This window comes from Novosphingobium sp. FW305-C-30-35, from assembly GCF_058783135.1.
In genome coordinates, this window is record NZ_JBYSYJ010000001.1 from 1,514,429 (window position 1) to 1,540,342 (window position 25,914).

Here is a 25,914-nt window from a genome sequence, read left to right on the forward strand (position 1 = left end):
AAAGGGAAGTGCCAGATGATCAATACCGCCAGCAAATTCGCTGCGGCACTGGCCGCCGGATCGCTGCTTCTTGCCGGAGCCGCTGCCGATGCCAAGCCGCGTCTAACCCCGGAACAGGAACTCGCCAAGGCGCTCGAAGGGCGCGTGGCGGGCAAGCCGCAAGACTGCCTGTATCTGCCGCGCGTCGTCAATACGCGGATCTATGACAAGACGGCCATCGTCTACGATACTGGCAGCACCATCTGGGTGAACCGTCCCGATTCTGGCGCAAGCTCGCTGTCCGACAACGACATCATGGTTACGACACCGTTCGGAGCACAGTTGTGCAGTGTCGATATCGTGCGGATGGTCGATCGCAACGTCGGCTTCTGGCGCGGATCGGTCGGTCTCGGCAAGTTCGTGCCCTACACGAAGGTGAAGGCTGAAAAGACCGGCTGACCGGGTTGGAATTGGCAGCGCCATGGCGCTAAAGGCGGAGCATGACGCTCCGCCTTGCCAACACTGCAGATGCGCCCGCCCTTGCCGATCTCGGCCGCCGCGCCTTCATTGCCAAGTTCGGCGACCTTTACAGCCCCGAAAACCTCTCACGCTTCCTTGAGGAATCACATTCGGAAGCGACGGTTTTGTCGCAGCTGGCAGATCTAGAGATGAAGATTGCGGTGATCGAGGAAAAGGGCGTTCTGACCAGCTTCTGCAAGATCGTCCGCAAGAGTTCGCTTCCGCAGAAGACACCAGCAAGCTCACCGATGGAACTCAAGCAGCTCTACACCGACCCTGACCTGATCGGGCGTGGCCACGGTGCGCGGCTGATGGACTGGGCCCTGGCCGAAGCGCGGGCCTGGGGCGCGGACGAGATGCAGCTTTCGGTCTATGCTCACAATCCCGATGCCCAGCGCTTCTACCGGCGCTTTGGCCTCGACAAGGTGGCCGACATCGAATTCTGGGTGGGTGACCACTGCGATCCCGAATTCATGTTTGCCGGGCCGGTTTAGACGCCTTCCGGACCGGCTCCTTAGTCCCTATAGAGGGCCCATGTCCTCGATCCGTCCCTGGCGCGATATCGCGCGTCGCAAGAGCCGCCAGATCATGGTCGGCAGTGTTCCCGTTGGCGGGGACGCTCCGATCACCGTGCAAACAATGACCAACACCCTGACGTCCGATGCCGTGGCCACGATCAACCAGATCCGCCGCTGCGAGGATGCCGGTGCCGACATCATCCGCGTCTCGTGCCCGGACGTCGAAAGCACCACGGCGCTGCGCCAGATCACCAAAGCCGCCCGCGTCCCGATCGTTGCGGATATCCACTTTCACTACAAGCGCGCGCTTGAAGCTGCCGATGCTGGCGCTGCCTGCCTGCGCATCAATCCCGGAAACATCGGCAGCAACGACCGCGTGGCGGAAGTGGTCCGGGCCGCCAAGGCCAATGGCTGCGCGATCCGTATCGGCGTCAACGCCGGCAGCCTCGAGAAGGACCTGCTGGAAAAGTACGGCGAGCCCTGCCCCGAGGCCCTCGTCGAAAGCGCGCTCGATCATATCAAGCTGCTGCAGGACCACGATTTTCACGAATACAAAGTGGCGGTGAAGGCCTCTGACGTATTCCTCGCGGTCGCTGCCTACATGGGACTTGCCGAAGCGGTCGATTGCCCGCTGCACCTTGGCATAACCGAGGCTGGCGGGTTGATCGGCGGCACTGTCAAGTCCTCGATCGGCATCGGCAACTTGCTCTGGGCCGGCATCGGCGATACCTTGCGCGTCTCGCTCTCGGCCGAACCGGAAGAGGAAGTCCGCGTCGGCTTCGAGATCCTCAAGAGCCTCGGCCTGCGCACGCGCGGTGTCCGCGTGGTCTCGTGCCCATCCTGTGCGCGTCAGGGCTTTGACGTGATCCGCACGGTAGAGGCGCTGGAGAGCCGCCTTTCCCACATCAAGACGCCGATCTCGCTGTCAGTGCTCGGCTGCGTCGTGAACGGCCCCGGCGAAGCGCGCGAGACCGATATCGGCCTCACCGGCGGCGGCAACGGCAAGCACATGGTCTACCTCTCGGGCGTGACCGACCACACTATCCAGTCCGAAGAGATGCTGGACCACATTGTATCGCTGGTAGAGAAGAAAGCCGCCGAGATCGAAGCGGCGACGACCGACGCGGGGAACGTCACCGAAGCGGCTGAATGACCCGTCAGTGCCCTGCGGCGGGTTTGTAGATGTCTATGTAGTCGGTGAGTTCATCGCACCATTCGAAGGTGCGCAAGCGCCAATATGGGCGATTCTGCGTCACGGCAAAGCGCCAGTCTTCGCGGGTCGCCTCGCATCTGCGGCCCGCGTCGGGCGTGTCTGTAATGCGGATCGTGCCTGAAAAGACGAAGTAATCTGCGCCGATCTCCGTCACACGGCCATCGAGCCACAGGCGGCCGGGGCCATTCGACGAAGCCTGACTTGCCGTGAGCCTTATCACCCCGGCATCGTCCCGCGCATTGGCAGTGCCGCGCGTATTCCAGTTGATCCATTGCAAGGTCACGCCGGAATTACGCAGCAACTGATCCGCCGCAACCCGATCAAGGATCCGCGTAACGGCTGCCGAAGGCGTCGGAACTGGCGGCGTTGAAGCTTGCGATGCGGGAGCGGGTAGCGAAGCCGTCGGCCTCCCACCGTCGGGCGAACAGCCGGCAAGCGCCAGAAGCACTGGTACCGAGGCAAGCGCGGCGCGGATCATGGTGTTCATGCCTTTCGCAATTCTGCGGGGCTGGCAAGGTTCCTGGCGAATCGCTAGTCGTCGTTCATGACCATCTCCATCCGCGCGGCGACCCATGCCGATACACCCCTGATCGCCGAACTCATCCGCGCTCTCGCCGGGTATGAAAAGCTGGCGGACGAGGTCCGCTTCGACGAGGCGGTGCTGGCAGCCAAGCTCTTCGGCCCGCGCCCTTATGCCGAAGTCGTCATCGGAGAGCTGGATGGCGAGCCGCAAGGGTTTGCCTTGTTCTTCCACAATTTCTCGACGTTCGAAGGCAAGCCGGGGATCTACCTCGAAGACCTGTTCGTGCAACCTGAGGCCCGCGGCTCCGGCCTCGGCAAGGCGCTGCTCTCGCATCTGGCCGCCTTGGCGGTCGAGCGGGACTGCGCGCGTCTGGAATGGTCGGTGCTCGACTGGAACGAGCCGGCGATCGGTTTCTACAAGTCGCTCGGCGCCAGGTTCATGGACGAATGGACGGTCATGCGCGTGGACGGAGAAGCCCTGAGCCAGCTGGGAAGCCAGTTCGCGGCACAGCCTGGCTCAGATGCTGGAAATCCGGTCGCAAATGCATAGAATGCTCGCCGTTCACGCTTGATAAGGCGAAAGCGTGTTACGGGACCGGACATGACAGACAAAGTCGACAGGCGAACGGTACTGGCAGGCGCTGCGGCAAGCGCCGTCGCTGCCGTGTTCCCGCCGCGCGTGGCGGCAGCAACCTACTATCCCAACCAGCAGCACCGCGAAGTCCTGCGCATTGCCGCCGAGCAGGTGGAGAAGCACCGCGCGTCGCTATGGCGGACCGATATCGTCGGCATTGCGGACTTTGCTATGCCCTCGTCCTTGCCCCGCTTCCACTTTGCCAATCTGGAACGCGGCGAAGTCAGGTCTTTCCTCGTCGCGCACGGCCGCGGTTCCGACCCTGAGCACGATGGCTTCCTGAAGACCTTTTCCAACGAAGTCGGCAGCCTTGCCACCTCGCGTGGCGCCTACGTCACCTGGGAGTGGTACAAGGGCAAGTACGGAACCTCGATTCGCCTGGGCGGCCTGGAACCGGACAACTCCAACGTGCTTGACCGCGCAATCGTGCTGCATTCCGCGTGGTACGCCAATCCCGCAATGCTCGAGAAGTGGGGCAAGCTGGGCCGCTCTGACGGCTGCTTCGCCATGAGCGAGGCGGACTTCAACGAAGCCTTGTGGCACCTTTCCGGCGGGCGCCTGCTCTACGCCGACAGGTTGGGCCTGGGCTGAATACCGGATCGGGGACGAGGGACGCGCCGCCCCTTCGTCCTGCTCGTCAAGTGCCAGCCAAAACACCGGTCGCAATGGTAGGGATGCAGGACAAGCTCGCTTGCCTGCGCAGCAACAGCCGCTTCATCCGCGCCACCGAACCGCCGCTTGCGCTGGCAGATGCTGAGCCTTGTCCTCGGCACCGTCGAATTACAGCGGATTGTCGAGCTTGATCACTTCCTCGTTGCTCTTGCGCTGCGTGGTATGCTGCTGGCGCGGCTGGGCAAAACTCGCCAGCACCGGCGCGTCTCGGTTATAGATGTCGGGGAATGACCGCAGCATGCCGTTCACGTCGCGCGCGACGGTGAAATAGGTGAGATAGACCGGGAAGGTCTTGGTCATCGGCACCTTGGTGTAGACCTTCGAAGTATGGGCGGCGACCGCATCGTCCGGCGTCATGCTCGCGCCGAGGATCGCCATCGTCATGGCCAGCTCCGTCGCCCGTTCGACGCGCACGCAGCCGTGGCTCAGCGCGCGCGCTGTCAGATTGAACAGGTTCCGGTTCGGCGTATCATGCAGGAAGATCGCATGCTCGTTGGGCATATCCAGCTTCATGCGGCCCAGCGAATTGTTGTCTCCGGGCTGCTGGACGACATAGATCGTGCCATCAGCCGCCTTGGTCACCTTGTAGCCTTCGCGCTCGGCCTGCCTGGGATTGTTCACCAGACGTGCTCCCAGCCCTTCGCCGACGACGATCGACTGCGGCACGGTCCAAGTCGGGTTGAAGATGACGCCTTCGACCGTCTCGGCAAGCTGGGGCGTCGCAGTCTTGCCGGGCTTGCCGACGATGACCTTATAGGTGCTGATGATCTTGTTCTTGACCGTCAGGCGCAGCATCTGCTCGGGCACATTGGTCAGCAGGTACTGCGAACCGAGATCGCGAGCGAGCCAGCGCCAGCGGTCCATGTTCGCCCGAATCAGCGCCGCCTGCTTCTGGGTCTGCGCCTTGGGCAAAGCCGCCTTCAGCGCAGCGTAATCCGGCACCGTCGGCAGGAGGGCCATCAGCGCGCCCTTGACATCATGTTTGTCAAGCGCTTCGGCGAGGATCAACGAGGTTGGATTGACGTCCTGGTCGGGATCAACCGCGAACCACTGCACGCGCGCCGTCATCGGCGTGCGGCCATCGCGCAGGTCCTCGGCCAGCCATGTGAAGAGCTTCGTCGCCGTTTCATCGAGCTCCGGACCTTCGCCCTTCACGATTGCCGCAGACAACGCTTCCGGCTGGTAGTCTTTGGGGAACAGCCCTTCTGCTCCGATCCCCTTTATTGCTGCCAGTAGGGCCTGAGCATCCGCTTGTGTCCAATGCGGCGCAGCGACGGGCGCCGACGGGGCCGCGGTTACGACCGGAGCTGCGACGGTTGGCGCGACCACTGGCGGCTTGGCTTGCTTGGTCAGGTCGATCGGACCGGATGCTGGCGCCGTCTGGGCAACAAGCGGCTGTGCCGCGAACGTCAGCGCCACAAGGGCCACGCCAAACTTGCCCGAGGTCCCGATACCGAATTTCGCAAGCTTCACGTTCCGCACTTCCCTGTTCAATTGCGCCGTCGCGGGCGACCGCACCACCGCCAATGTCCTGCCCCAAGGCCACTGGACTATCAAGCGGGGGACTATCAAGTATCGCGCCTGTCTGGAGCCTGAATCGCGCCCGGCGGCCAGATGATCGTTTCAAATCGCAACCAGTTTGCCTATGGCCTGAGCGATGAACGCTCATCGCCCGCTACTGCTCCCTGTCCTTGCCACGATGCTCGGGCTTGCGTTGTTCTCGGTGATGGACGGGGTGATGAAGGCCGCTTCACTGGCAATCGGCGCCTATGCTGCGATGTGCTGGCGAGGCCTTGCCGGATCGTTGCTGACGTTTCCGCTGTGGCTCTGGCGCGGGCAGGGCTGGCCTGCCTGGACCGTGCTCAAGGTACACCTCCTGCGCGGGTCGGTTGCCTCTGTCATGGCAACGCTGTTCTTCTATGGAATCGTGCGGCTTCCACTGGCAGAGGGCATTGCGCTGTCCTTCATCGCGCCGCTGATCGCGCTCTATCTCGCTGCAATCATGCTGGGAGAGAAGGTAAGGCCCGCAGCCATAGGCGGCTCGCTTCTGGCGCTTGCAGGGGTGGTCGTCATTGCTGGCGGCAAGTTCGATGGCCCCTCGGACGCCGAAGCCATGAAGGGGCTTGTCGCCACACTGGTGTCCGCGGTGCTCTACGCATGGAATCTGGTCCTGCAGCGTCAACAGGCGCTTCTCGCCAAGCCCGAGGAAGTGGCCTTCTTCCAGGCTCTCGTCCAGTTCGGCTTTCTGGGTATGGGAGCATGGTGGTTCGCGCCATTTCCCACTGGTGAGGTCTGGTGGCTGATCGTCGGGTCGGCGATCCTGTCTGCCGCATCGATCATGCTTTTGAGCTGGGCTTATGGCCGAGCAGAAGCGCAGTTTCTGGTGCCCCTGGAATATACGGCGTTCATCTGGGCTGCGATTGTCGGATGGATCGCGTTCTCGGAACAGGTGACAGTGCCTATGCTCGCCGGGGTCACTCTGATTGTCGCAGGGTGCCTCTATGCCACCAGAAAGCCCCCGGCCGAGGCGATCGCGCACACCTGAAGCGGGCGCAATGCTGGCCGTTCTTGCAATTGCAAATCAATAAGTGTTCCTCCAGGATAAATCGCGCTGCACATGCGAGATTTGCGCCCCTCTCGCCCTTGACGTGCCCGCGCTTTGCGCGCATCGCCCTCTCGCTTTCAGGCCGTAACTCGCCGCGCCGCCACGGGCCTTTGGTCCAAGAGCGATTCCCCGCGTGGCACCGTACAGCAACGGCCGCGACAGGAGGGAAGACGCACAGCCATGACCCAGGTCGGACAGGATACGCTCGGCACCCGCAGCACGATGAACGTGGGCGGCAAGGACTATGCCTATTATTCGCTCAAGAAGGCTTCGGAGAAGTTCGGCGACGTTTCGCGCCTGCCCTTCTCGATGAAGGTCCTTCTCGAAAACCTTCTCCGCTTCGAGGATGGCGGCTTTACCGTCTCCACCGATGACGTGAAGGCAATCGTCGACTGGCAGAAGAGCCCCACCGAATCGAACAGCGAGATCCAGTACCGCCCGGCGCGCGTGCTGCTGCAGGATTTCACCGGCGTGCCCTGCGTGGTCGACCTTGCCGCGATGCGCGATGCCATCGCCACGCTCGGCGGTGACACCAGCAAGATCAACCCGCTGGTGCCGGTCAACCTCGTCATCGACCACTCGGTCATGGTGGACGAATTCGGCCACCCCAAGGCCTTCGAAGAGAACATGGAAATCGAATACCAGCGCAACATGGAGCGCTACGATTTCCTCAAGTGGGGTTCGAAGAGCCTCAACAACTTCTACGCCGTGCCTCCCGGCACCGGGATCTGCCACCAGGTCAACCTCGAGAACATCGCCCAGACCGTGTGGACCTCGACCGACCAGAACGGCGTCACGGTTGCCTACCCTGATACCTGCGTCGGCACCGACAGCCACACCACCATGGTCAACGGCCTCGGCGTGCTCGGCTGGGGCGTGGGCGGTATCGAGGCAGAAGCCGCGATGCTCGGCCAGCCGGTCTCGATGCTCATCCCCGAAGTCGTGGGCTTCAAGTTCACCGGCGAGCTCAAGGAAGGCGTCACCGCGACCGACCTCGTACTGACCTGCACCAACATGCTGCGCAAGCATGGCGTGGTCGGCCGCTTCGTCGAATACTACGGCCCCGGCCTTGCCGCCCTGTCGCTGGCTGATCGCGCGACGCTCGCGAACATGGCTCCGGAATACGGCGCCACCTGCGGCTTCTTCGGCATTGACGACAAGACGCTCGACTACATGCGCCTGACCGGCCGCGAGGAAGCGCAGATCGCGCTCGTCGAAGCCTATGCCAAGGAGCAGGGCTTCTGGATCGATCCTGCCGTCGAGCCAATCTTCTCCTCGACCCTCGAACTCGACCTCGGCACCGTCGTGCCCTCGCTCGCCGGCCCCAAGCGTCCGCAGGACCGCGTGTCGCTTCCCGAAGTCGACGACGTGTTCAATGCCGACATGGCCAACACCTACAAGAAGACCCCGGCCCGCGTCCCCGTCGAAGGCAAGGACTTCGACATCGGCGACGGTGACGTGACCATCGCCGCGATCACTTCGTGCACCAACACCTCGAATCCAGGCGTGCTGGTGGCTGCCGGTCTCGTCGCCAAGAAGGCCAACGAACTCGGCCTCAAGCCCAAGCCCTGGGTCAAGACCTCGCTGGCACCCGGCTCGCAGGTGGTCACTGACTACCTCAACAAGGCTGGCCTGCAGGAACACCTCGACGCGGTTGGCTTCAACCTCGTCGGCTATGGCTGCACCACCTGCATAGGCAACTCGGGCCCGCTCGCCGAGCCGATCAGCAAGGCGATCAACGACAACGGCCTGGTTGCCGCTGCCGTGATCTCTGGCAACCGCAACTTCGAAGGCCGCGTGAGCCCCGACGTGCGCGCCAACTTCCTCGCCTCGCCGCCGCTGGTTGTTGCCTATGCGCTCAAGGGCACCGTGGTCGAAGACTTCACCACCACCCCGATCGGCAAGAGCAAGGACGGCGTTGATGTCTATCTCAAGGACATCTGGCCCTCGAACAGCGAAGTCGCCACCACCATGGCCGGCTGCATGGACCGCGCCATGTTCCAGGCCCGCTATGCCGACGTCTACAAGGGCGATGCGCACTGGCAGGCGATCAACGTCACCGGCTCGGAAACCTACTCGTGGCGCGCCGGGTCGACCTATGTCGCCAATCCGCCGTACTTCGAAGGCATGTCGATGACGCCGGCTCCGGTCAGCGACATCATCGAGGCCAAGCCGCTGCTGATCCTTGGCGATTCGATCACCACCGACCACATCTCGCCGGCCGGTTCGATCAAGGCTGACAGCCCCGCCGGCCAGTGGCTGATGGAGCATCAGGTCTCGAAGGCGGACTTCAACTCCTACGGCGCGCGCCGTGGCCACCACGAAGTCATGATGCGCGGCACTTTCGCCAACATCCGCATCAAGAACGAAATGGTCCCCGGCGTCGAAGGCGGCTTCTCGCGCTATGGCGACGAGGTCGGCTCGGTCTACGACGTGGCCATGAAGCACAAGGCCGCCGGAACGCCTACCGTGGTCATCGCGGGCAAGGAATACGGCACTGGCTCCAGCCGTGACTGGGCGGCCAAGGGCACCAACCTGCTCGGCGTTCGCGCCGTGATCGTCGAAAGCTTCGAGCGCATCCACCGCTCGAACCTCGTCGGCATGGGCGTGCTGCCGCTGCAGTTCAAGGAAGGCCAGAACCGCCACTCGCTGGCGCTCTCGGGCGACGACACCTTCACCATCAAGGGCGTTGCCAACCTGCAGCCGCGCCAGGACGTGGAAGTCGAAGTGACGCGCAAGGACGGCACCAAGCTGACCTTCACGGCGCTGTGCCGCATCGATACCGCCAACGAAGTCGAGTACTTCATGAACGGTGGCATCCTGCACTACGTGCTGCGCAAGCTCGCCTCGTAAGCAGCGGCTTCAGGCCAGACAGAAAGGGCGCGGGGACTTCGGTCCTCGCGCCCTTTTCTTTGCCTTCAGGAGGCGTTCAGGCAGGCACGCCGCAGCCTTTGCACTCGGGGTCCCGCGCAATGCGCATCGTGCGCAGCGAGGGCTTCAGGCCGTCCATGACGTGCAATTGCCCCCACTGGGGATCGCCGAGCGCCGATACGCCCTCGAGCAGCACCCGCATCGCCGCCATCGCGCCAAACGCACCGACCATGCCGACCATCGCGCCCAGCACGCCAAGATCGGCGCAGCTATCGCAATCCTCGGCATCGAAGGCATCGCCAACGAAACAGCGGTAGCAGGCATGGTCCTCTCGATGACCGGCAAAGTTCGCCACCTGCCCCTGGAACCGCCCGAGCGCAGCACTGGTCAGCGGCACACCCGCCTTGACGCAGGCGTCCGAAACGGCAAGCCGCGTGGCGAAGTTGTCGCAGCCGTCGAGCACCACATCCGCCCCGGTGATCAGGCTTTCAGCGTTGTCGCGATTGATGCGCAGGACATGCACCGAAACCTCCAGCGCTGGATCGAAGGCCTTGACCCACGCTGCTGCCGCCTCGGCCTTGGCCTTGCCGATGTCGGCTTCGGTATAGATGGTCTGCCGCTGCAGGTTGCTCGCCTCGACCACGTCGTCATCCACCAGCGTCAAGCGGCCAACTCCTGCTCCCGCGAGGTACTGCAGCGCAGGCGAGCCAATGCCGCCCATGCCGATCAGCACGGCATGGCTCTGCGCCAGTTTCGCCTGCCCCATCGCACCCACTTCGGGCAGGACGATATGGCGGGCGAAGCGGTCTAAGCGGTCTGGCGTCATGCGACGCAATTAGGGAAGAAGAAGGGGAAATGCGAGGGTCATCACCCTCGCATTTCCCTTTCTCTTAGTCCTCCAGCTGCCGCAGCAGCGTGCGCACGTCACCGTCCATGTCGGCGTCGCGGGTGCGCAGTTCCTCGATCAGGCGCACGGCGTGGATCACGGTCGAGTGATCGCGTCCGCCGAACTTGCGGCCGATTTCCGGGTAGGAGCGGGGCGTCAGCACCTTGGCGAGGTACATCGCAACCTGGCGCGGACGCACCACGGCACGGGCACGACGCTTCGAGGCCATTTCCGTGCGGTCGACGCGGTAGAACTGGCAGACCGTGCGCTGGATCTCGTCGATGGTAATGCGACGGCGGTTGGCCGAGAGGATGTCGGTCAGCTGCTCTTCAGCAAGCTGCAGCGAAACCGGCTGCCCGGTCAGCTGGGCATAGGCGATCAGCTTGTTGAGACCGCCGACAAGCTCGCGCACGTTGCGGTTGATGGTGCGAGCGAGGAACTCTATCACGTCCGCCGGCACTTGCGTGTTGCCGAAGCGGCCCAGGCGATGCTCGAGAATCTTGCGGCGCAGTTCGATGTCGGCCGGCTGGATGTCCGCCACCAGACCCATGGACAGGCGCGAGAGCAGGCGCTGCTCGACGCCGTCCAGCGCTTGGGGCGCACGGTCAGCGGCGACGACGAGGCGCTTGCCTGCGCTCATCAGCGCATCGATCGTGTGGAGGAATTCCTCCTGCGTGCTGGCTTTCCCGATGATGAACTGGATGTCGTCCACCAGCAGCATGTCGAAGCCGCGCAGACGGGCCTTGAACTCGATCATCTCGTTCGAGCGCATGGCCTGGACGAATTCGATCATGAACCGCTCTGCCGAGCAGTAGAAGATGCGCGCGCCCGGCTTGTTGGCGGCAAAGGCGTGGCCGATGGCGTGGAGCAGGTGGGTCTTGCCCTGTCCGGTCGAGCCCTTGAGGTAGAGCGGCGAGAACTGCGGGGTCTCGACCGCGGCCATGCGCTGCGCCGCGTTGACCGCCAGCACGTTGGCGGAGCCGGAGACGAACTCGGCGAAAGTCAGCGAAGGGTCGAGACCGGACAGCGCCGAATCGAGCATCGCCGGAGCAGCGTGAACCGGAGCGCGCGGCGCGATCGGCGCTTCGCCACCGACACGCAGCTCCGGCATCGAGCGGCGGCGCGGGTGGACGGTGATGCGCACCTGGCGCACTTCAGAGCGTGCGATCTTCCAGGCAAGGCTGAGGCGATCGGCGAACCGATCGGCCACCCAGTTCGCCGAGAATTCGGTCGGCAGGAACAGGTCGAGCGTCCCGGTTTCCTTGCAGAACGAACCGAGCTGGATCGGCTTGATCCACTGCGCGTGGAGTTGCGGCCCAAGGTCCTTCTTCAGACCCTGGCTGATGTCGGCCCAGTCTGCTGCCAGATCCAGCGCTTCCTGGTCCTCGATCATTGTGCTGTCACGTCCCTTCTTGCCCGTCATGCTACGCTCGCCTTCGCCCTTGGCAGTGGTCGCCATGGCGCTGACCGCGCTTCCCCCTGCGAAATCGTCTACTTTCACGCTTCGCTGCCTCGACTGAATTGGCCCGCGCGCTTCCCCGGCACGCAGACACAAAATGCCCCTGCTCTGCCGCACAAGGCGCAGCAGACCCTGTTCGATGAAATTTCAAGTGACACCAAGTGGCAGTGATTCCCGCCCCCGGTCCGCATTGTCTATTGGGGTTCGCCCCCTTCGCGCAAGCGGGCAGGGAGCAAAAAAACTGAAATAAATGCCCTTGACTCGCCCTAACCCGCCGAGATGCATCAAATAGCTGAAAACTAAGGCTTTTTACTTATGCAGTCATGCACGGTCATGCGAATCGCGTAGATTCCGTGACTTGTTGCGACTGCACAATGTAACAATGCGGAAGACTGCGGATCAGTAGGCACACAAATGAAAATGGCCGGCGAAATCATCGCCGACCATGTTCTTTATTTGTGCCGCTCTGGAAGAATGTCCGCCGCTTCGAGCAGCGAATCATCCTGCCAAAGTCAGAGCGCGGCGACGCGCTTCGACAGGCGCGACATCTTGCGCGCGACGGTGTTCTTGTGGAGCACGCCACGGGCAACGCCACGCGCCAGCTCGGGCTGGGCTTCCTTCAGCGCCGCAGCAGCAGCCGTCTTGTCGCCGCCAGCCAGTGCAGTCTCGACCTTCTTCACGAAGGTGCGGATGCGCGAAAGGCGGTTGCCGTTGATTTCGGCGCGACGTTCATTGCGACGGATACGCTTGCGGGCTTGCGGCGTGTTGGCCATGGTCTTCCTGTTTCTCGTGCCTTGGCGGGCGCCAGGAGCGACCGCGTGAATCTCATCCAGTGGCGGGATGTCCCGCCGGAAAGCGCGCCCCATAACTGTGGACACCCGAATCGTCAACAGATTCGGCGCATCTCCACCCTCAGGCCGTCACGCGGCTTCGGGATCGGCCAGGCCTGCCACAGCGGCTCGGCACCGGCGGCCATCCGCACCTCGAATCGCGTGAGGATGTGATTGGCCAGAAGCTTGACCTGCATATAGGCAAAATGCAGCCCCAGGCACATGTGCGCGCCGCCGCCGAACGGCACCCAGGCATACTTGTGCCGCGCCGCCACCTTGTCCGCGGTAAAGCGCATGGGATCGAAGATCTCGGGCGATTCCCAGTGAGCCGGATCGGCATGAACCGCTGCCGGACTGATCCCGATCGGGGTCCCGGCCGGAATGTCATAGCCGCCGAAGCGGAAGTCCCGCAGCGCCCGGCGCGGCATGTTCGGCACCGGCGGCATGAAGCGCAGCGCTTCCTTGAAGGCCATCTCGGTCAGTTCCATCCGCCCAAGGTCCTCGTAGGCCAAGGGCAGGCCATCCCCTCCCGTCACCGCGCGCGCCTCGGCCCGCAGGCGGTCCTGCCACCCGGGGTTCCTGGCCAGCTGCCAGAACAGCACCGTTGCTGAAGAGGTGATCGTGTCGTGCGCCGCCATCATCAGGAAGATCATGTGATCGACCACCACGTCCTCCGGCAGCAACGAGCCGTCGTCTCGGGTCGCGAGCGCGAACTGGCTGAACATGTCCTGCCCCGGATTGGCCCGACGCTCGCGCACCAGCCGCCCGAAGTAGTCGACCATCAGCCGTCGCCCGGCCACGCCCTTGCCCATCTTGGTGAAGGGCAGCGGCTTGCGCACCACGCCGACCGAGGCCTGCACCATGTCGACGAAGGCCTTGTTCAGCCGGTCTGCCTCAGGCCCCAGCGGCAGGCCGAGGAAGCTCGATGCCGCCGTGTCCAGCGTGAGCGCCTTGATCGCGTCGTAAAAGCGCATCGAGCCATTCCCAGTGCTCTTGGCCCACTGCTCCATCGCCGAGGCAATCCCGGTATTCAGTACCCCGCAATAGGCCCGCATCGGCTCGGGCTTGAACGCGATCGACAAGGCCCGCCGGTCAACCCGGTGTGCCTCGAAATCCATCAGCATCAGCCCGCGCGGGAACAGCAGGTTCAGCACCGGCCCCCAGCCCTGCTCGTTCGAGAACAGCTTGTCGCGATCGAACAGCACCAGTTCGTTGGCATCGGCTCCGATCAGGTTGACCCCGCGCCGACCGAAGCTGCGCGTGCGGAAAACCGGGCCGTAAGCTTCGACCATGCGCTTCTGGAAGCCCAGCGGATCGGCCAGTTGCTTCAGCGTGGTGCCGAGCACGGGCCAGCCGTCGTCGCCAGGAATATGGTCAAGCTTGTGATCGCCGCCCAGCCGTACCCAGTGCGGATTGGCGCGTTCTGTATGCAGGTTAGCAGCAGCCTCGGGTGCGATGCTGGCCATGGTGTCTCCCGGCGTTCTGGTTTAACCGGTCAATTAACACGCCTGTCAGCAGCGGCCAAGAGCCTTATTCGATCCAGCCCGCCAGCTCGCGCCGTGCCATCGTCTCCAGCAGGTCCATGCCGGCCTGCCCGGCGTTGAGGCACTCGAGCGCGGCGAAGTGCGTACCGCCCGCCGCCTCGAAGTCTTCCTTGCCGCGAATCGCCAGCTCTTCCAGCGTCTCCAGACAGTCCGCCGAAAAGCCCGGCGCGGCGATGACCACGCGCTTCGTTCCCTTCTCGGCCTCAACCGCCAGCACGGCATCGGTTGCAGGCTCGAGCCACTTGGCCCGCCCGAAGCGTGATTGGAACGTCGTGACCAGCCGCAAACCAGGATGGCTCTGCGCGAACCGCTCCGACAGCAGGCGCGAAGTCTTCTGGCAGTGGCAGTGGTATGGATCGCCAAGGTAGAGCGTGCGCTCGGGCATGCCGTGATAGCTCAGCAGCAACAGTTCCGGCGCAAAGTCCAGCGCGGCCATCTGCCGCGTCATGTCGGCATGAAGCGCACCGATAAAGGCTGGATCATCGTGATAGGGCGGTAGCGTGCGCAGCGCGGGCAGACGACGACGCAGCTTGATCCAGTCGGCCAGGGCGTCCAGCGCCGATGCGGTCGTCGCGCCCGAATAGTGCGGATAGAGCGGGGCCACCAGAATGCGCTCGCACCCCGCTGCCACCAGCGCGTCGAGCTCCTTGGCCATCGACGGCGACTGATAGCGCATCGCATGGCGCACGATCGCCGCATCGCCCAGACGTTCCTGCAACGCACCGGCCTGCGCCTTGGTGATCGCAGCCAGCGGCGAGCCGTCCTCGCTCCACACCTGCGAATAGGCATGTGCCGACTTCTTCGGCCGCGTGTTGAGGATGATGCCGCGCAGGATCGGCTGCCAGATCAGCCTGGGGATCTCCACCACGCGCGGATCGGACAGGAACTCCTTGAGGTAGCGCTTGACCGAATCGACATCGGGCGCGTCGGGCGTGCCGAGGTTGACGACAAGCACGCCGACCTTGCCGGTAAGCACATTGGGGTGATCGGCAGGACGTTCCATTGCAATCCTTGGGAAGAGGCTCAAAGGCCTTCGGAAATCAGGGGCAGGCGGCGGAAGCGCACGCCCGTGGCGGAGAACAGGGCATTGGCAATGGCAGGAGCCACCGCGACCATGCCCAGCTCGCCGGGGTCGAACGGGTCTTCGTTGCTGTCGGCAAAGGCAATATCAACCTTGGGGCAATCGGCAAGCAGGGGTAGCCCCAATTGCGAGAGTCTGCCCGCCAAGGGCCGCCCCCTGGCATAGCCGCTCGCCCCGCCGACCGCGTGGTCAAGGCCGAACATCAACCCGCCTTCAATCTGTTGCCGGGCAAGGCTCACGTTGACGATGCGCCCGATGTCGACATACGCACTCAAGCGGTCCACCCGCACGACGCCGGCTTCGCTGCGCGCGGTGGCGACGACCGCGATCAGTCCCTTGCGCACGGCCCCACCGCCCGTGGCCAGTTCCATCTGGTGGCAGGCAATCCCCTGCCCCGAGGCCTCGATGCCTCCGCCCCATTGCGCCAGGCGTCCGGCACCTTGCAGGCAGGCCACCAGCCGCGGCTCACCCTCGAGCATGCCGACGCGGAACGACAGCGGTTCCTTGCCCGCCGCATGCGCCAGCTCGTCAACGAAGCTTTCGGTGAAGAACGCGGTATAGCCGTGCGCCTGCCCGCGGAAGCGCGCCGTTGGCTGGCGCAGCGCCAGCGGCACCTGCTCCACCGCCTTTTCCGGAATGCGATAGAGTGGCATCGCGCCTTCGCACGCCATCGGATCAACCCGATCCTGCAGCTCGAGCGCTTGGCTCACCCCCCAGCCATCAAGCAGACGCGCGCCGGATTCAACTGCTGTTGCCGGCACCGCAAGCCGCGCCCGCCAGCCGAGCACCTGCGTCTTGTCCGGACTCAACGCCCCGTCGAGCTGCGCCGAAACCGGCGTGCGCGGGATGCCCGCCAACGATTCCTGCCAGCGCGAGTACGTCAGTTGCACCGGCTTGCCGATGACCGTGCAGATCGCCGCCACTTCTGCGGCAATGCGCACGTCGAGCCGTGCATCGAAACTGCCGCCGGCGTGCATCGGATAGACGATCACGTCCCGGCGCGAGAGACCTGCCGCCCGGGCCGCCGCACGTCTTGCCCGTTCCGGGGCCTGCGTCGCGATCCACAGCTCAAGCAACCCATACCGTATCCGCGCCGTGGCGCTGGCGGTCTCCAGCGGCGCATGGAACGCCGGTTCGACATCATAGCGCGCCGTAAGCGATGGTCTGGCGAGCAGCGCGTCGGGATCGCCCTCGGCCAGAAGCCGCTGCGGCTCCCCCTTGGTCAGCGCCTTGTCGAGCGCAACCAGCACTTTCTCGGCATCGGCAATCGGGCCGTCGGCCTTGAAACGCGGCTCCATCGCCCGCACCGCCTTGTCGGCACTGAACCAGTCGGTTGCGACCGCTGCCAGCCAGCGCTTGGCATGGACCACGCCGACAAGGCCCCGAACCGACGCTGCAGCCTGCTTGTCATAGCTCGACAGCACGCTTGCCCCTTGCGGCCCATGCGCGATCGCCGCGTAGACCATCCCGGGCAGGCGAACGTCCCCGGCGAAGGTGAAGCTGCCATCGACCTTGGCAGGCAGGTCGAGCCGCGGATGGCTGGGCGGCGATCCTTCAGGAAACTGCCCGGGCTTCTCGCGCGGCGGCTCGGCGCGCAGCACGGGCACGTCCGGGGGATCGTAGTCCACTGCTGCATCAAGCAGTTCGGCAAACGACAGGCGCTTGTTCTGATGCGAAACGAAGCTGCCTTTCGTCTCGCACTCCTCCCAGCCGACGCCCCACTTGTCTGCCGCCGCCTGTGCCATCATCGCCCGCAGCGCCGCACCCGCCTCTCGCAAGGGCGTTTCGAAAGCCGCCAGCGCCGTGCCGTCGGCCGTGATCACCAATGGCCCGCGCTCGGCATGGAGCCGCGCCAGCATCCCGTCTGCGTCCTGTCCCAGCGAGGCAAAGGCAGGCATCCACAACGGTGCCCACTTTGCCGAAAGGACCGGATCGGCATAGGCGGGGCCGATCGGCGCGGCTTCCACCGCCACCTTGCGCCAGTCGGCTCCGGCCTCGTCCGCCACGATCTGCGCGACCAGCGTGGTGATGCCTTGCCCCATCTCGCAGAACGGAACGGCGACGGTGAGCACGCAGTCCTTTCCACCCTTGACCCTGCCGACCTTCAGGAAAGCATCGACGACATGCTCGCCCTTGCCCGCCTGCAGCGGCACGGGATGGCGGCGCGGGATCAGCGGGAAGGCGATGAGCAGGGCGCCGCCCACTCCCGCTCCCACCAGCATCCCTCGCCGCGTCAGGCGCATGAAGTTCAGCGCTTCCCGTCGAGCCAGGCGAGGACCGAGCGCGCGATCGACAGGAATGCCTCGGCCTGCGGGCTGTCACCTGCGGCAGGGGGATTGCCTGCATCGCTCTCGCGCCGGATCGCCATATCGAGCGGGACGCGACCGAGAAACGGCAGGCCCATCGTCTTTGCTGCCGCTTCTGCTCCGCCCACGCCGAACGGATCGCTCTCTTCGCCGCAATGGGGGCAAATGTAGCCGGCCATGTTCTCGACCATGCCGATGATCGGCACCTTGCCCTGCTCGAACAGGCCGATCGCGCGGGTCGCATCCATCAGCGCCAGGTCCTGCGGGGTAGAGACGATCACCGCACCGGCCGGCTTATGCTTCGAAAGCATGGTCAGTTGCACGTCACCAGTGCCCGGCGGCAGGTCGACGACGATGATCTCCACCTCGCCCCAGTGCGCGTCGATCAGTTGGCCCAGCGCATTGCCCGCCATCGGCCCACGCCACGCGATTGCTTGCCCCGGCTGCACCAGATGTCCCATCGACAGCATCGGCACGCCATAGGGCGAGGGGATCGGATGGATCTTGTTGTCCTCGGCCTCCGGCTTGCGGCCTTCGGTAAGGAGCAGGCGCGGCTGCGATGGGCCATAGATGTCGGCATCGACCAGACCGACCTTGCGCCCGAGCCGGTGCAAGGCGACCGCCAGATTGGCCGACAGCGTCGACTTGCCGACGCCACCCTTGCCCGATCCCACCGCGATGATCACGCGCGACTTGCGCTCTGCCGTCATGCCAAGGCGCAAATCGCCAACGCCCGCTTTGCGCGCAGCGTCGCGCACCGCCATTTCCAGCTTGTCGCGATCGAGCCGCTCCAGCCCGCCGACTTCAAGCATGACAGTCGCAGTATCGTCCGCCACTTTCACCGTCTGCAGGCGGTCCCCTGCCACTTCCCCGAGCGCATTGCGCAGTGCCTGTTCGTCGATGCTCACGCCATTTCCCGTGTTCCGCTCCATCCCAGAGCTGTTCGTTCGGCCCTAGCAGATGAATTTTCGGGAATGGACACTGTTTTTCACGAGCAGGGTTCCTATAACCTAAGTCATGACAGACTTGGGCGGAATGATCGCGCGCTTTGGCCGGGAGACGGGCCTTTTCATGACAGGCAAGAAAAGCCCCTGGGGTTCGGGCGGCGGCAACGACGCGCCCACATCGAGCGCCGGGTCCTCCGGTGACGCTCCTGACACCACACCACCGCCGGCGGCGCCGGGTGCCGAAGGCCCGCGCAATCCCTGGCTCCCGCCGCAATCCGGCGATGGTCCGAAGGACAGCGGACGGCGTGGCCCGAACATCGAAGACATCTTCCGCAACCGCAAGGGTGGCGGCAACGGTGGCGGCGGCCGTGGCCCCAACATCCCGCGCCTGCCGCAGCGCCCCGATGGCAAGTCGTGGGCTCCGGTCGTGGTCGGCCTCATCGTGCTGGCATTCCTCGGCACCTCGATGGTCCACCTGATCGCCCCGCAGGAAAAGGGCGTGGTCACCACTTTCGGTTCCTATTCGCGCACGCTGGATTCCGGCACTGCGGTCACGCTTCCCTGGCCGATCCAGTCGGTCAAGGTCGAGGACGTGACCTCGATCCGCCGCGAATCGATCCCCGAGGGCGATGGCGAGAAGCTGATGCTCACCGCCGACCAGAACCTGGTTGACCTCACCTATCTCGTCCGCTGGAACATCAAGGACCTGAAGCTCTACATGTTCCAGCTGGCCGACCCTGACCAGACCGTGCGCGAAGTGGCCGAGGCCGCGATGCGCCAGTCCATCGCCGAGGTTAACCTCAACGACGTGATGGGCTCGGGCCGCGCGCAGATCGAACTCAACGTGCGCGAGCGCATGCAGCGCGTGCTCGATGCCTATCGCTCGGGGGTCGTCATCCAGGGCGTTGACATCAAGAAGACCGATCCGCCGGCCAAGGTCGTCGATGCCTTCAAGGAAGTGCTCGCCGCCCAGCAGGACGCGCAGAGCGAGATCAACCGGGCGCAAGCCTGGGCGCAACAGCTCACCGCCCGCGCTGGCGGTGAAGCGACCGCGTTCGACAAGGTCTACGAGCAGTACAAGCTCGCCCCCGAAGTTACCCGTCGCCGCATGTACTACGAAACAATGGAGCGTGTGCTGAGCCAGACCGACAAGGTGATCGTCGAGACGCCCAATACCCAGGCCTACCTGCCTCTGCCCGAAATGAAGCGCAGCCAGAAGCCGCAGGAAGGGGGTCAGTAAGATGAGCGCGATCCAGACCTTTTGGGCCGAACGCAAGGCCGTCGTCATCGCCGCAGGCGTTGCCCTGCTGGCGGCCGCCAGCTGCCTCACCGTGGTCGATGAGAAAACGCAGGCGGTGATCATCCGCCTCGGCCAGCCCAACCGCGTGGTCAACAGGTTCGAACCCAAGACCGATTTCGGCCAGACCGGCGCGGGTATCGTCCTGCGGATTCCGTTCATGGAAAAGGTGGTCAATGTCGACAAGCGGATCCTTGATCTCGACATGGAGCGCCAGCAGGTGCTCTCGGCCGACCAGCGCCGCCTCGAAGTGGACGCGTTTGCCCGCTTCCGCATCATCGATCCGGTGCGCATGGTACAGACCGCCGGGACGACCGAACGCGTCGCCGAACAGCTCCAGCCGATCCTCAACTCCGCCTTGCGTCAGGAACTGGGCAAGCGCACGTTCGGCTCGCTGCTCACTGCCGACCGTGGCCGCGCGATGGAGCAGATCCGCGAGGGGCTCGACCGCGAGGCGCGCGAGTATGGCGCACAGGTGATCGACGTGCGCATCAAGCGGGCCGACCTTCCCGAAGGCACCCCGCTCGAATCCGCGTTCACCCGGATGGCCACCGCGCGCCAGCAGGAAGCCGCCACGATACGCGCGCAAGGCCAGAAGCAGGCGCAGATCATCCGCGCCACGGCCGAAGCGACCGCGGCCAAGACCTATGCCGATGCCTTCAACAAGGACCCGGCGTTCTACGATTTCTACCGCGCGATGCAGAGCTACGACGCAACCTTTGCGCAGAAGGGATCAAGCACCTCGATCGTGCTTTCGCCCGACAACGAGTACCTCAAGCAGTTCAAGGGCAAGTAATCCCCAAGCTGAACGGTACGGAACATCGTCATTCAAAGTCCGTTCATCGCAAGGGGGGTGAATCGACTTTGGCACAAGTCAGCCGCGCCGCCCCCGGCGCATGATAGACAAAGAGGACCAGGCCACGTGCGATACGCTTATGGTGTGACTTCGGCGCTGCTGCTCGCAGGCAGCGCACTGACCCTGGTGACAGGCTTCCCGGCAGGCGCGCAAGTCGCGCAGAACGACCAGTCGGAAATGCGCAGCGTCGTTCCCCGCGCTGGCGCGCCGTCGAGCTTTGCCGACCTCACGCAGCAACTCCAGCCGGCGGTGGTGAACATCTCCACTCGCCAGCGCGTGAAGGTGCAGAACAACAACCCGTTTGCCGGAACGCCCTTTGGCGACCTGTTCGGTGGCGGTCAGGGTGGCCCGCAGACGCGAGAAGCCCAGTCGCTGGGCTCGGGCTTCATCATTTCGGCCGATGGCTACGTGGTGACCAACAACCACGTCATCACCGCAGATGGGCAGGGCGAGGTCGAATCGATCACCGTGACCACTCCCGACGGTACTGAATACCCCGCCAAGCTGATCGGCAAGGATGCCGCATCGGACCTCGCCGTGCTCAAGATCAGCCGACCGACGCCCTTCCCCTTCGTCAAGTTCGGCGATTCGCGAAAGGCGCGCGTGGGTGACTGGGTGATCGCCATCGGCAACCCCTTCGGCCTCGGCGGCACTGTCACGCAGGGCATTATCTCGGCGGTCTATCGCAACACCGGTTCGGGCTCGGCCTATGACCGCTATCTGCAGACCGATGCCTCGATCAACCGGGGCAACTCGGGTGGCCCGATGTTCGACATGGCCGGCAACGTCATCGGCATCAACAACGCCATCTTCTCGCCCACCGGCGGATCGGTCGGCATCGGCTTTGCCATTCCGGCAGAGATCGCCGCGCCCATCGTCGACAAGCTGCGCGCAGGCCAGACAATCGATCGAGGCTATCTCGGCGTGCGTATCCAGCCACTGTCGGAAGACCTTGCCGCCTCGCTCGGTCTGCCGAAGAACCGTGGCGAGTTCATTCAGGCGGTAGAGCCAGGCCAAGCTGCTGCCAAGGCTGGCATGCAGGCCGGTGACGTGGTGGTGAAGGTCGATGGGAAGGACGTTACGCCTGACCAGACCCTGTCGTTCATTGTCGCCAACACCACCCCCGGCAAGCGTATCCCGATCGAACTGCTCCGCAATGGGCAGCGCCTGACCATCCAGACCGTGGTCGGCAAGCGCCCGACCGAGGAAGAACTCGCCCAGCAGAGCTTCGACCCCGACGCGCAGGAAGATGGCGGCTTCGGCGGCAAGCAGCAGCAGCAGAGCGGAAGCGTCCTGCAGTCCTCGCTTGGCGTAGCGGCAATTCCGCTCACGCCGCAGATCGCCCGCCAGTTGGGCGCGGGAGAGGACGCAAAGGGCGTGGTCATCACAGCCGTCGATGCGTCATCCGATGCCGGAGCCAAGGGCCTGCAGCGCGGCGACATCGTGCTTTCGGCAAACTACGTCAACGTCGCCTCGATTGCGGATCTCGAACGTATCGTCCGCCAGGCCAAGACCGAAGGCCGCGAAGCCGTGCTCCTTCGCATCCAGCGCCGTGGCGCGCCAGCGCAATACGTGCCCGTGCGCGTGCGCTGATCGCAGTCAGAAGCAAGAATCGGAAGAGCCGCTCCAGCGATGGGGCGGCTCTTTTGTTAGGCCGGAGTTCAGGCGCTGCCGGTCTGCGCCACGAGGTGCGAAGGATCGATGCCCTCGCGCTTCCACGCCTGCTGCCAGCGCCGCCCGGTCGGCGTCTCGAACAGGATCTCCGGGCGCCCTTGCGCCGCGTACCAGCCATGGCGCCGCATCTCGCCTTCCAGCTGCCCTGCACCCCATCCGGCGTAGCCCAAGGCCACAAGATAGCGGCTCGGCCCGCGCCCTTCGGCAATCGCACGCAGCACATCCATCGAAGCCGAGAGGTCGCACAGCGAATTGACCGTGACGCTGCCCTCGCCGCCCCAGTCGTTCGAATGCAGCACGAAGCCGCGCGCCGTCTCTACCGGGCCGCCGTTGAGAATGGGCACATCGGGCGCGACGCCGGGATCGATGCCAACGTCTTCCAGCAGCCCGTGCAAGGTGATCCCGTCGCGCACATGGCCGATGCCGATCCCCAGCGCCCCGTGCTCGTCATGCACGCACATCGCCACCACGGCATGATCGAATCGCGCATCGCCCATGCCCGGCATGGCCAGCAGCAGACGTCCGGAAAGATATTCGGCTTCACTCATCCCTGATGACATAGGGACGCGGCTTGGCGATTGCGAGTGCGGTCATCGCCTCAGGCAATCACGCCGCCGCCTTGACCTTGCGATCCTCGGCCGCTTCGAGCAGTCGCTTCTCGACGGTCTTCATCCGGCTCTCGCTGTCGATCTTCTCGCCCAGCACGTCGGTAACGTAGAACGTGTCGACCGCGCGTTCGCCATAGGTGGCGATGTGTGCCGAATGGACCACCAGCCGCGCCTCGAAAAGCGCGCGGGCAAGCTGGTTGAGCAGCGCCGGGCGATCCCGCGCGCCCACCTCGATCACGGTGAAGCGGTTCGAGGCCTTGTTATCGAAGATCACGATCGGGCGCACGTCAAACGCATCCGCACGTGGCCGCGCCAGCGGACGTGCGGCCAGTTGTGGCACCAGCTTCACCCGGTTGGCCAGCGCATCGGCAATCGCATTCTTCAGCCGCGCGATCTGGCTGGCTTCGTTGAGCGGGCGGCCCAAGGGGTCCTGCACGAGGAAATTGTCGACCGCAGTGCCGTTCCGGGCGGTGTGGATGCGCGCATCGATGATGTTGCCACCGGCAAGGTGGATGCCCCCGGCGATGCGGTAGAACAGGCCGGGGTGGTCCGCCGCCAGCACCGTGACTAGCGTGGCCCCGCGTGCCGGATACCAGTGCGCCTCCACCGAAAGCGGCTCACCCAGCGCGGTGTCCATCTGCTGGAGGTTGAGCGCGATGATGTCTTCCGGCTCGGCAATCCAGTATGCATCGCCAAGCTGCTTGCCGACCGTCCCGATCAGCGCATCGCGCTCGCGCAGGATCGTGGCGACGGCCTTCTTCTTGGCGGCGATGCGTTCGGCACGGCCATGGGTCTTGTGGCCCAGCCGCAGCATTTCCTCTGCCGAAACGAACAGGTCGCCCAGCAGCTGCCGCTTCCACGAATTCCACACGCCCGGCCCCACCGCACGAATGTCGACCACGGTCAGGATCAGCAGCAGGCGCAGGCGCTCCTGGCTCTGCACCGTGTTCACGAAATCGGCGATGGTCTTGTAATCGGCCAGATCGCGCTTGAACGCCGTTGCGCTCATCAAGAGGTGCCAGCGCACCAGCCAGGCCACCGCTTCGGTCTCGGCAGCCGACAGGCCGAGGCGTGGGCACAGCTTCATCGCCACTTCCGCGCCAAGCACCGAATGGTCACCCTGACGGCCCTTGGCGATGTCGTGCAGCAGCGTTGCGACATAGAGCACGCGGCGCGAGGCGACCTTGCTGACCACTTCGCTGGCCAGCGGGTGATCGTCCTTGACCTCACCCTTCTCGATGCGCGCCAGCAGGCCGATCGCGCGGATGGTATGCTCGTCGACCGTGTAGTGATGATACATGTCGAACTGCATCTGCGCGACGACCCGGCCGAAGTCGGGCACAAAACGGCCGAACACGCCCGCCTCGTTCATCCAGCGCAGCACTGTTTCGGGATCGTTGCGGCTGGTCAGCGTCTCCATGAACAGCGCATTGGCGCGCGGATCCTTGCGCAGCGCGGCGTCGATCAGGCCCGAATCCCGCCGGGCGATGCGCATGGTTTCCGGATGGATCTCGACCTGTTCCGATGCAGCACAGGAAAACAGCTCCAGCAGCCTGACCGGATCTTCCTGGAAGGTCGTGTCGGATGGCGCGGCCAGCTTGCCCGCCTCGATCACGAACGGCCCCACCTTCTTGCGACGGCGGCTGCGCAAGGCGGCGAGGAAGCCGCGCTTTTCCTTGGCGAACTGCCCGTCAAGCTGTGCCAGGAACACCCCGGTCAACGAGCCGACCTGTTTCGCCTGCAGGAAGAAGTACTGCATGAACCGCTCGACCGCGCTCTTGCCGGGGCGATCGGCGAAATTCATGCGGGTGGCGACTTCGCGCTGCAGGTCGAAGGTCAGCCGGTCTTCCGCACGCCTGGTGATGGTGTGCAGATGGCATCGCACCGCCCAGAAGAAGTTCTCGGCACGGCGGAAGGCGCGATATTCCTCTGCCGTGAGCAGGCCGACGTCGACCAGCTCCGAGGCGTCGCGCACCTTGTGGATGTACTTGCCGATCCAGTAGAGCGTGTGCAGGTCGCGCAGACCGCCCTTGCCCTCCTTCACGTTGGGTTCGACGACATAGCGGCTGTCGCCCAGCCGCTTGTGCCGGTCGTTCCGCTCCTGCAGTTTCTCGGCGACGAACTGCTTTTCGGTGCCATTGACGACTTCCGCCCAGAAACGGGCCGACGCGCTGTCGAAAAGGTCACGATCACCCCAGACATAGCGCCCTTCGAGCAGCGCGGTGCGGATGGTCAGGTCACTCTTGGCCATGCGCACGACCTCGTCGAGCGAGCGGCTGGAATGGCCGACCTTGAGGCCTAGGTCCCACAGGAAATAGAGCAGCGCCTCTATCACCTGCTCGCACCACGATGTCGGCTTGATCGGCGTGACGAACGCGATGTCGACGTCCGAATGCGGCGCCATTTCTCCGCGCCCGTAGCCGCCAACCGCGATCACCGCGATACGCTCGCCCATCGAGCGATTGCTCGCGCGATAGATGCGCCCGACGACATGGTCGTAGATGATGCGGACCAGCTGATCGACAAGGAAGGCCTGCGCCTGCGCGCTTTCCGTGCCCGAGGAAGGCTTGGCTTCCAGCCTGCGGGCGATCTCGGCGCGGCCGTCTTCCAGCGCGGTACGCAGCAGCTCCACCACGGCCTGCCGCGATTTCTCGCCCTTCTCGGCGAACGCCGCCGCGATGGCATCGGCAAGCTGCCGACGGTCAATGATGGCGCGCTGGTTGGCAATCCGGGGAAGCATCATAAGCAAAGCTCTATCGCGCAATTCCCCGATGCGTAAGCCGATAAACGGGGCATTCCCGGCTCAAGCTATCAAAGAAGTATGGCCAACTGGCCCAGCCAGCGTGCTGAAGGTCGGGCGTATTGTTCCAAGGCAGGGATTGTCCACTTCGGA

The 25,914-nt window shown here is 64.5% G+C and carries 21 protein-coding genes; 10 read left to right on the top strand and 11 right to left on the bottom strand.

What is annotated here, in order from left to right; translation table 11 throughout:
- The first annotated feature begins 15 nt into the window (after positions 1–15).
- The 3 genes from AC3WLM_RS07490 to ispG are packed head-to-tail and all read left to right on the top strand — an operon-like array spanning position 16 to position 2,169.
- Positions 16–438 carry a hypothetical protein gene (locus AC3WLM_RS07490; RefSeq protein ID WP_039333524.1) on the top strand — a complete coding sequence of 141 codons (423 nt, stop codon included), beginning with the start codon at positions 16–18 and terminating at the stop codon, positions 436–438.
- Between the two features lie 41 nt (positions 439–479).
- A complete protein-coding gene (locus AC3WLM_RS07495; RefSeq protein WP_492477036.1) occupies positions 480–992 on the top strand; it encodes a GNAT family N-acetyltransferase in 513 nt (170 codons plus the stop codon).
- 40 nt (positions 993–1,032) lie between these two features.
- The gene (ispG, locus tag AC3WLM_RS07500; protein WP_039333520.1) at positions 1,033–2,169 is read left to right on the top strand and encodes a flavodoxin-dependent (E)-4-hydroxy-3-methylbut-2-enyl-diphosphate synthase; all 1,137 of its coding nucleotides are present in this window, start codon (positions 1,033–1,035) and stop codon (positions 2,167–2,169) included.
- Positions 2,170–2,173: 4 nt separating this feature from the next.
- Here the strand turns inward: ispG and AC3WLM_RS07505 are convergent, their stop codons facing one another.
- On the bottom strand, positions 2,174–2,716 hold the full coding sequence (locus AC3WLM_RS07505; protein WP_193827290.1) for a hypothetical protein: 543 nt from the start codon (positions 2,714–2,716) through the stop codon (positions 2,174–2,176).
- Between the two features lie 57 nt (positions 2,717–2,773).
- Between AC3WLM_RS07505 and AC3WLM_RS07510 the strand changes: the two genes are divergently transcribed.
- The gene (locus AC3WLM_RS07510) at positions 2,774–3,301 is read left to right on the top strand and encodes a GNAT family N-acetyltransferase (RefSeq protein ID WP_492477037.1); all 528 of its coding nucleotides are present in this window, start codon (positions 2,774–2,776) and stop codon (positions 3,299–3,301) included.
- A gap of 51 nt (positions 3,302–3,352) precedes the next feature.
- Complete coding sequence (locus AC3WLM_RS07515) at positions 3,353–3,976, top strand: murein L,D-transpeptidase catalytic domain-containing protein (protein WP_039333517.1); 624 nt, start codon at positions 3,353–3,355, stop codon at positions 3,974–3,976.
- A 189-nt stretch (positions 3,977–4,165) separates the two neighbouring features.
- Here AC3WLM_RS07515 and AC3WLM_RS07520 read toward each other — a convergent pair whose 3' ends face one another.
- On the bottom strand, positions 4,166–5,476 hold the full coding sequence (locus AC3WLM_RS07520) for a L,D-transpeptidase family protein (protein ID WP_492478104.1): 1,311 nt from the start codon (positions 5,474–5,476) through the stop codon (positions 4,166–4,168).
- Between the two features lie 238 nt (positions 5,477–5,714).
- Here AC3WLM_RS07520 and AC3WLM_RS07525 point away from each other — a divergent pair, with 238 nt between their 5' ends.
- Positions 5,715–6,602, top strand: a complete 888-nt coding sequence (locus tag AC3WLM_RS07525) for a DMT family transporter (RefSeq protein ID WP_039333514.1) — start codon at positions 5,715–5,717, stop codon at positions 6,600–6,602.
- A gap of 240 nt (positions 6,603–6,842) precedes the next feature.
- A complete protein-coding gene (gene acnA / locus AC3WLM_RS07530; RefSeq protein WP_039333512.1) occupies positions 6,843–9,515 on the top strand; it encodes an aconitate hydratase AcnA in 2,673 nt (890 codons plus the stop codon).
- A gap of 76 nt (positions 9,516–9,591) precedes the next feature.
- Here the strand turns inward: acnA and AC3WLM_RS07535 are convergent, their stop codons facing one another.
- The 7 genes from AC3WLM_RS07535 to AC3WLM_RS07565 all read right to left on the bottom strand — a co-directional run bounded on the left by AC3WLM_RS07535 (position 9,592) and on the right by AC3WLM_RS07565 (position 18,349).
- Positions 9,592–10,359 carry a HesA/MoeB/ThiF family protein gene (locus AC3WLM_RS07535; RefSeq protein ID WP_039333510.1) on the bottom strand — a complete coding sequence of 256 codons (768 nt, stop codon included), beginning with the start codon at positions 10,357–10,359 and terminating at the stop codon, positions 9,592–9,594.
- A gap of 64 nt (positions 10,360–10,423) precedes the next feature.
- Positions 10,424–11,842 (bottom strand): chromosomal replication initiator protein DnaA, encoded by a 1,419-nt coding sequence (gene dnaA, locus AC3WLM_RS07540; protein WP_369821032.1) that lies wholly within the window; start codon positions 11,840–11,842, stop codon positions 10,424–10,426.
- 548 nt (positions 11,843–12,390) lie between these two features.
- Positions 12,391–12,651 carry a 30S ribosomal protein S20 gene (gene rpsT / locus AC3WLM_RS07545; protein WP_039333732.1) on the bottom strand — a complete coding sequence of 87 codons (261 nt, stop codon included), beginning with the start codon at positions 12,649–12,651 and terminating at the stop codon, positions 12,391–12,393.
- Positions 12,652–12,764: 113 nt separating this feature from the next.
- On the bottom strand, positions 12,765–14,174 hold the full coding sequence (locus AC3WLM_RS07550) for a cytochrome P450 (RefSeq protein ID WP_039333507.1): 1,410 nt from the start codon (positions 14,172–14,174) through the stop codon (positions 12,765–12,767).
- A gap of 64 nt (positions 14,175–14,238) precedes the next feature.
- Positions 14,239–15,255, bottom strand: a complete 1,017-nt coding sequence (gene hemH / locus AC3WLM_RS07555) for a ferrochelatase (protein ID WP_492477038.1) — start codon at positions 15,253–15,255, stop codon at positions 14,239–14,241.
- A gap of 20 nt (positions 15,256–15,275) precedes the next feature.
- Positions 15,276–17,576, bottom strand: coding sequence for a xanthine dehydrogenase family protein molybdopterin-binding subunit (locus tag AC3WLM_RS07560; protein ID WP_492477039.1), 2,301 nt, complete (start codon positions 17,574–17,576; stop codon positions 15,276–15,278).
- Between the two features lie 5 nt (positions 17,577–17,581).
- Positions 17,582–18,349: an Mrp/NBP35 family ATP-binding protein gene (locus AC3WLM_RS07565; protein WP_236727106.1), complete on the bottom strand. Its 768-nt coding sequence runs from the start codon at positions 18,347–18,349 to the stop codon at positions 17,582–17,584.
- A gap of 361 nt (positions 18,350–18,710) precedes the next feature.
- Here AC3WLM_RS07565 and hflK point away from each other — a divergent pair, with 361 nt between their 5' ends.
- The 3 genes from hflK (at position 18,711) to AC3WLM_RS07580 (ending at position 22,332) form a co-directional block, all read left to right on the top strand.
- Entirely contained in the window at positions 18,711–19,826 is a 1,116-nt protein-coding gene (gene hflK / locus AC3WLM_RS07570) for a protease modulator HflK (protein ID WP_039333728.1), read from the top strand.
- A gap of 1 nt (position 19,827) precedes the next feature.
- A complete protein-coding gene (hflC, locus tag AC3WLM_RS07575; protein ID WP_039333500.1) occupies positions 19,828–20,679 on the top strand; it encodes a protease modulator HflC in 852 nt (283 codons plus the stop codon).
- A gap of 126 nt (positions 20,680–20,805) precedes the next feature.
- A complete protein-coding gene (locus AC3WLM_RS07580) occupies positions 20,806–22,332 on the top strand; it encodes a Do family serine endopeptidase (protein ID WP_492477040.1) in 1,527 nt (508 codons plus the stop codon).
- A gap of 68 nt (positions 22,333–22,400) precedes the next feature.
- On the opposite strand, the gene AC3WLM_RS07585 is transcribed toward AC3WLM_RS07580, so the two are convergent.
- Both AC3WLM_RS07585 and AC3WLM_RS07590 read right to left on the bottom strand, forming a co-directional pair.
- A complete protein-coding gene (locus AC3WLM_RS07585; protein ID WP_039333498.1) occupies positions 22,401–22,961 on the bottom strand; it encodes a YqgE/AlgH family protein in 561 nt (186 codons plus the stop codon).
- A gap of 58 nt (positions 22,962–23,019) precedes the next feature.
- Positions 23,020–25,764, bottom strand: a complete 2,745-nt coding sequence (locus AC3WLM_RS07590; RefSeq protein ID WP_039333496.1) for a [protein-PII] uridylyltransferase — start codon at positions 25,762–25,764, stop codon at positions 23,020–23,022.
- Between the last annotated feature and the right edge of the window lie 150 nt (positions 25,765–25,914).

Bases quoted from the DNA above. Each gene is read 5' to 3' on its own strand.
- AC3WLM_RS07490 (WP_039333524.1), top strand. From the start codon at position 16: ATGATCAATACCGCCAGCAAATTCGCTGCGGCACTGGCCGCCGGATCG.
- AC3WLM_RS07495 (WP_492477036.1), top strand. From the start codon at position 480: ATGACGCTCCGCCTTGCCAACACTGCAGATGCGCCCGCCCTTGCCGAT.
- ispG (WP_039333520.1), top strand. From the start codon at position 1,033: ATGTCCTCGATCCGTCCCTGGCGCGATATCGCGCGTCGCAAGAGCCGC.
- AC3WLM_RS07505 (WP_193827290.1), bottom strand. From the start codon at position 2,716: ATGAACACCATGATCCGCGCCGCGCTTGCCTCGGTACCAGTGCTTCTG.
- AC3WLM_RS07510 (WP_492477037.1), top strand. From the start codon at position 2,774: ATGACCATCTCCATCCGCGCGGCGACCCATGCCGATACACCCCTGATC.
- AC3WLM_RS07515 (WP_039333517.1), top strand. From the start codon at position 3,353: ATGACAGACAAAGTCGACAGGCGAACGGTACTGGCAGGCGCTGCGGCA.
- AC3WLM_RS07525 (WP_039333514.1), top strand. From the start codon at position 5,715: ATGAACGCTCATCGCCCGCTACTGCTCCCTGTCCTTGCCACGATGCTC.
- acnA (WP_039333512.1), top strand. From the start codon at position 6,843: ATGACCCAGGTCGGACAGGATACGCTCGGCACCCGCAGCACGATGAAC.
- AC3WLM_RS07535 (WP_039333510.1), bottom strand. From the start codon at position 10,359: ATGACGCCAGACCGCTTAGACCGCTTCGCCCGCCATATCGTCCTGCCC.
- dnaA (WP_369821032.1), bottom strand. From the start codon at position 11,842: ATGACGGGCAAGAAGGGACGTGACAGCACAATGATCGAGGACCAGGAA.
- rpsT (WP_039333732.1), bottom strand. From the start codon at position 12,651: ATGGCCAACACGCCGCAAGCCCGCAAGCGTATCCGTCGCAATGAACGT.
- AC3WLM_RS07550 (WP_039333507.1), bottom strand. From the start codon at position 14,174: ATGGCCAGCATCGCACCCGAGGCTGCTGCTAACCTGCATACAGAACGC.
- hemH (WP_492477038.1), bottom strand. From the start codon at position 15,255: ATGGAACGTCCTGCCGATCACCCCAATGTGCTTACCGGCAAGGTCGGC.
- AC3WLM_RS07560 (WP_492477039.1), bottom strand. From the start codon at position 17,576: ATGCGCCTGACGCGGCGAGGGATGCTGGTGGGAGCGGGAGTGGGCGGC.
- AC3WLM_RS07565 (WP_236727106.1), bottom strand. From the start codon at position 18,349: ATGACGGCAGAGCGCAAGTCGCGCGTGATCATCGCGGTGGGATCGGGC.
- hflK (WP_039333728.1), top strand. From the start codon at position 18,711: ATGACAGGCAAGAAAAGCCCCTGGGGTTCGGGCGGCGGCAACGACGCG.
- hflC (WP_039333500.1), top strand. From the start codon at position 19,828: ATGAGCGCGATCCAGACCTTTTGGGCCGAACGCAAGGCCGTCGTCATC.
- AC3WLM_RS07585 (WP_039333498.1), bottom strand. From the start codon at position 22,961: ATGAGTGAAGCCGAATATCTTTCCGGACGTCTGCTGCTGGCCATGCCG.
- AC3WLM_RS07590 (WP_039333496.1), bottom strand. From the start codon at position 25,764: ATGATGCTTCCCCGGATTGCCAACCAGCGCGCCATCATTGACCGTCGG.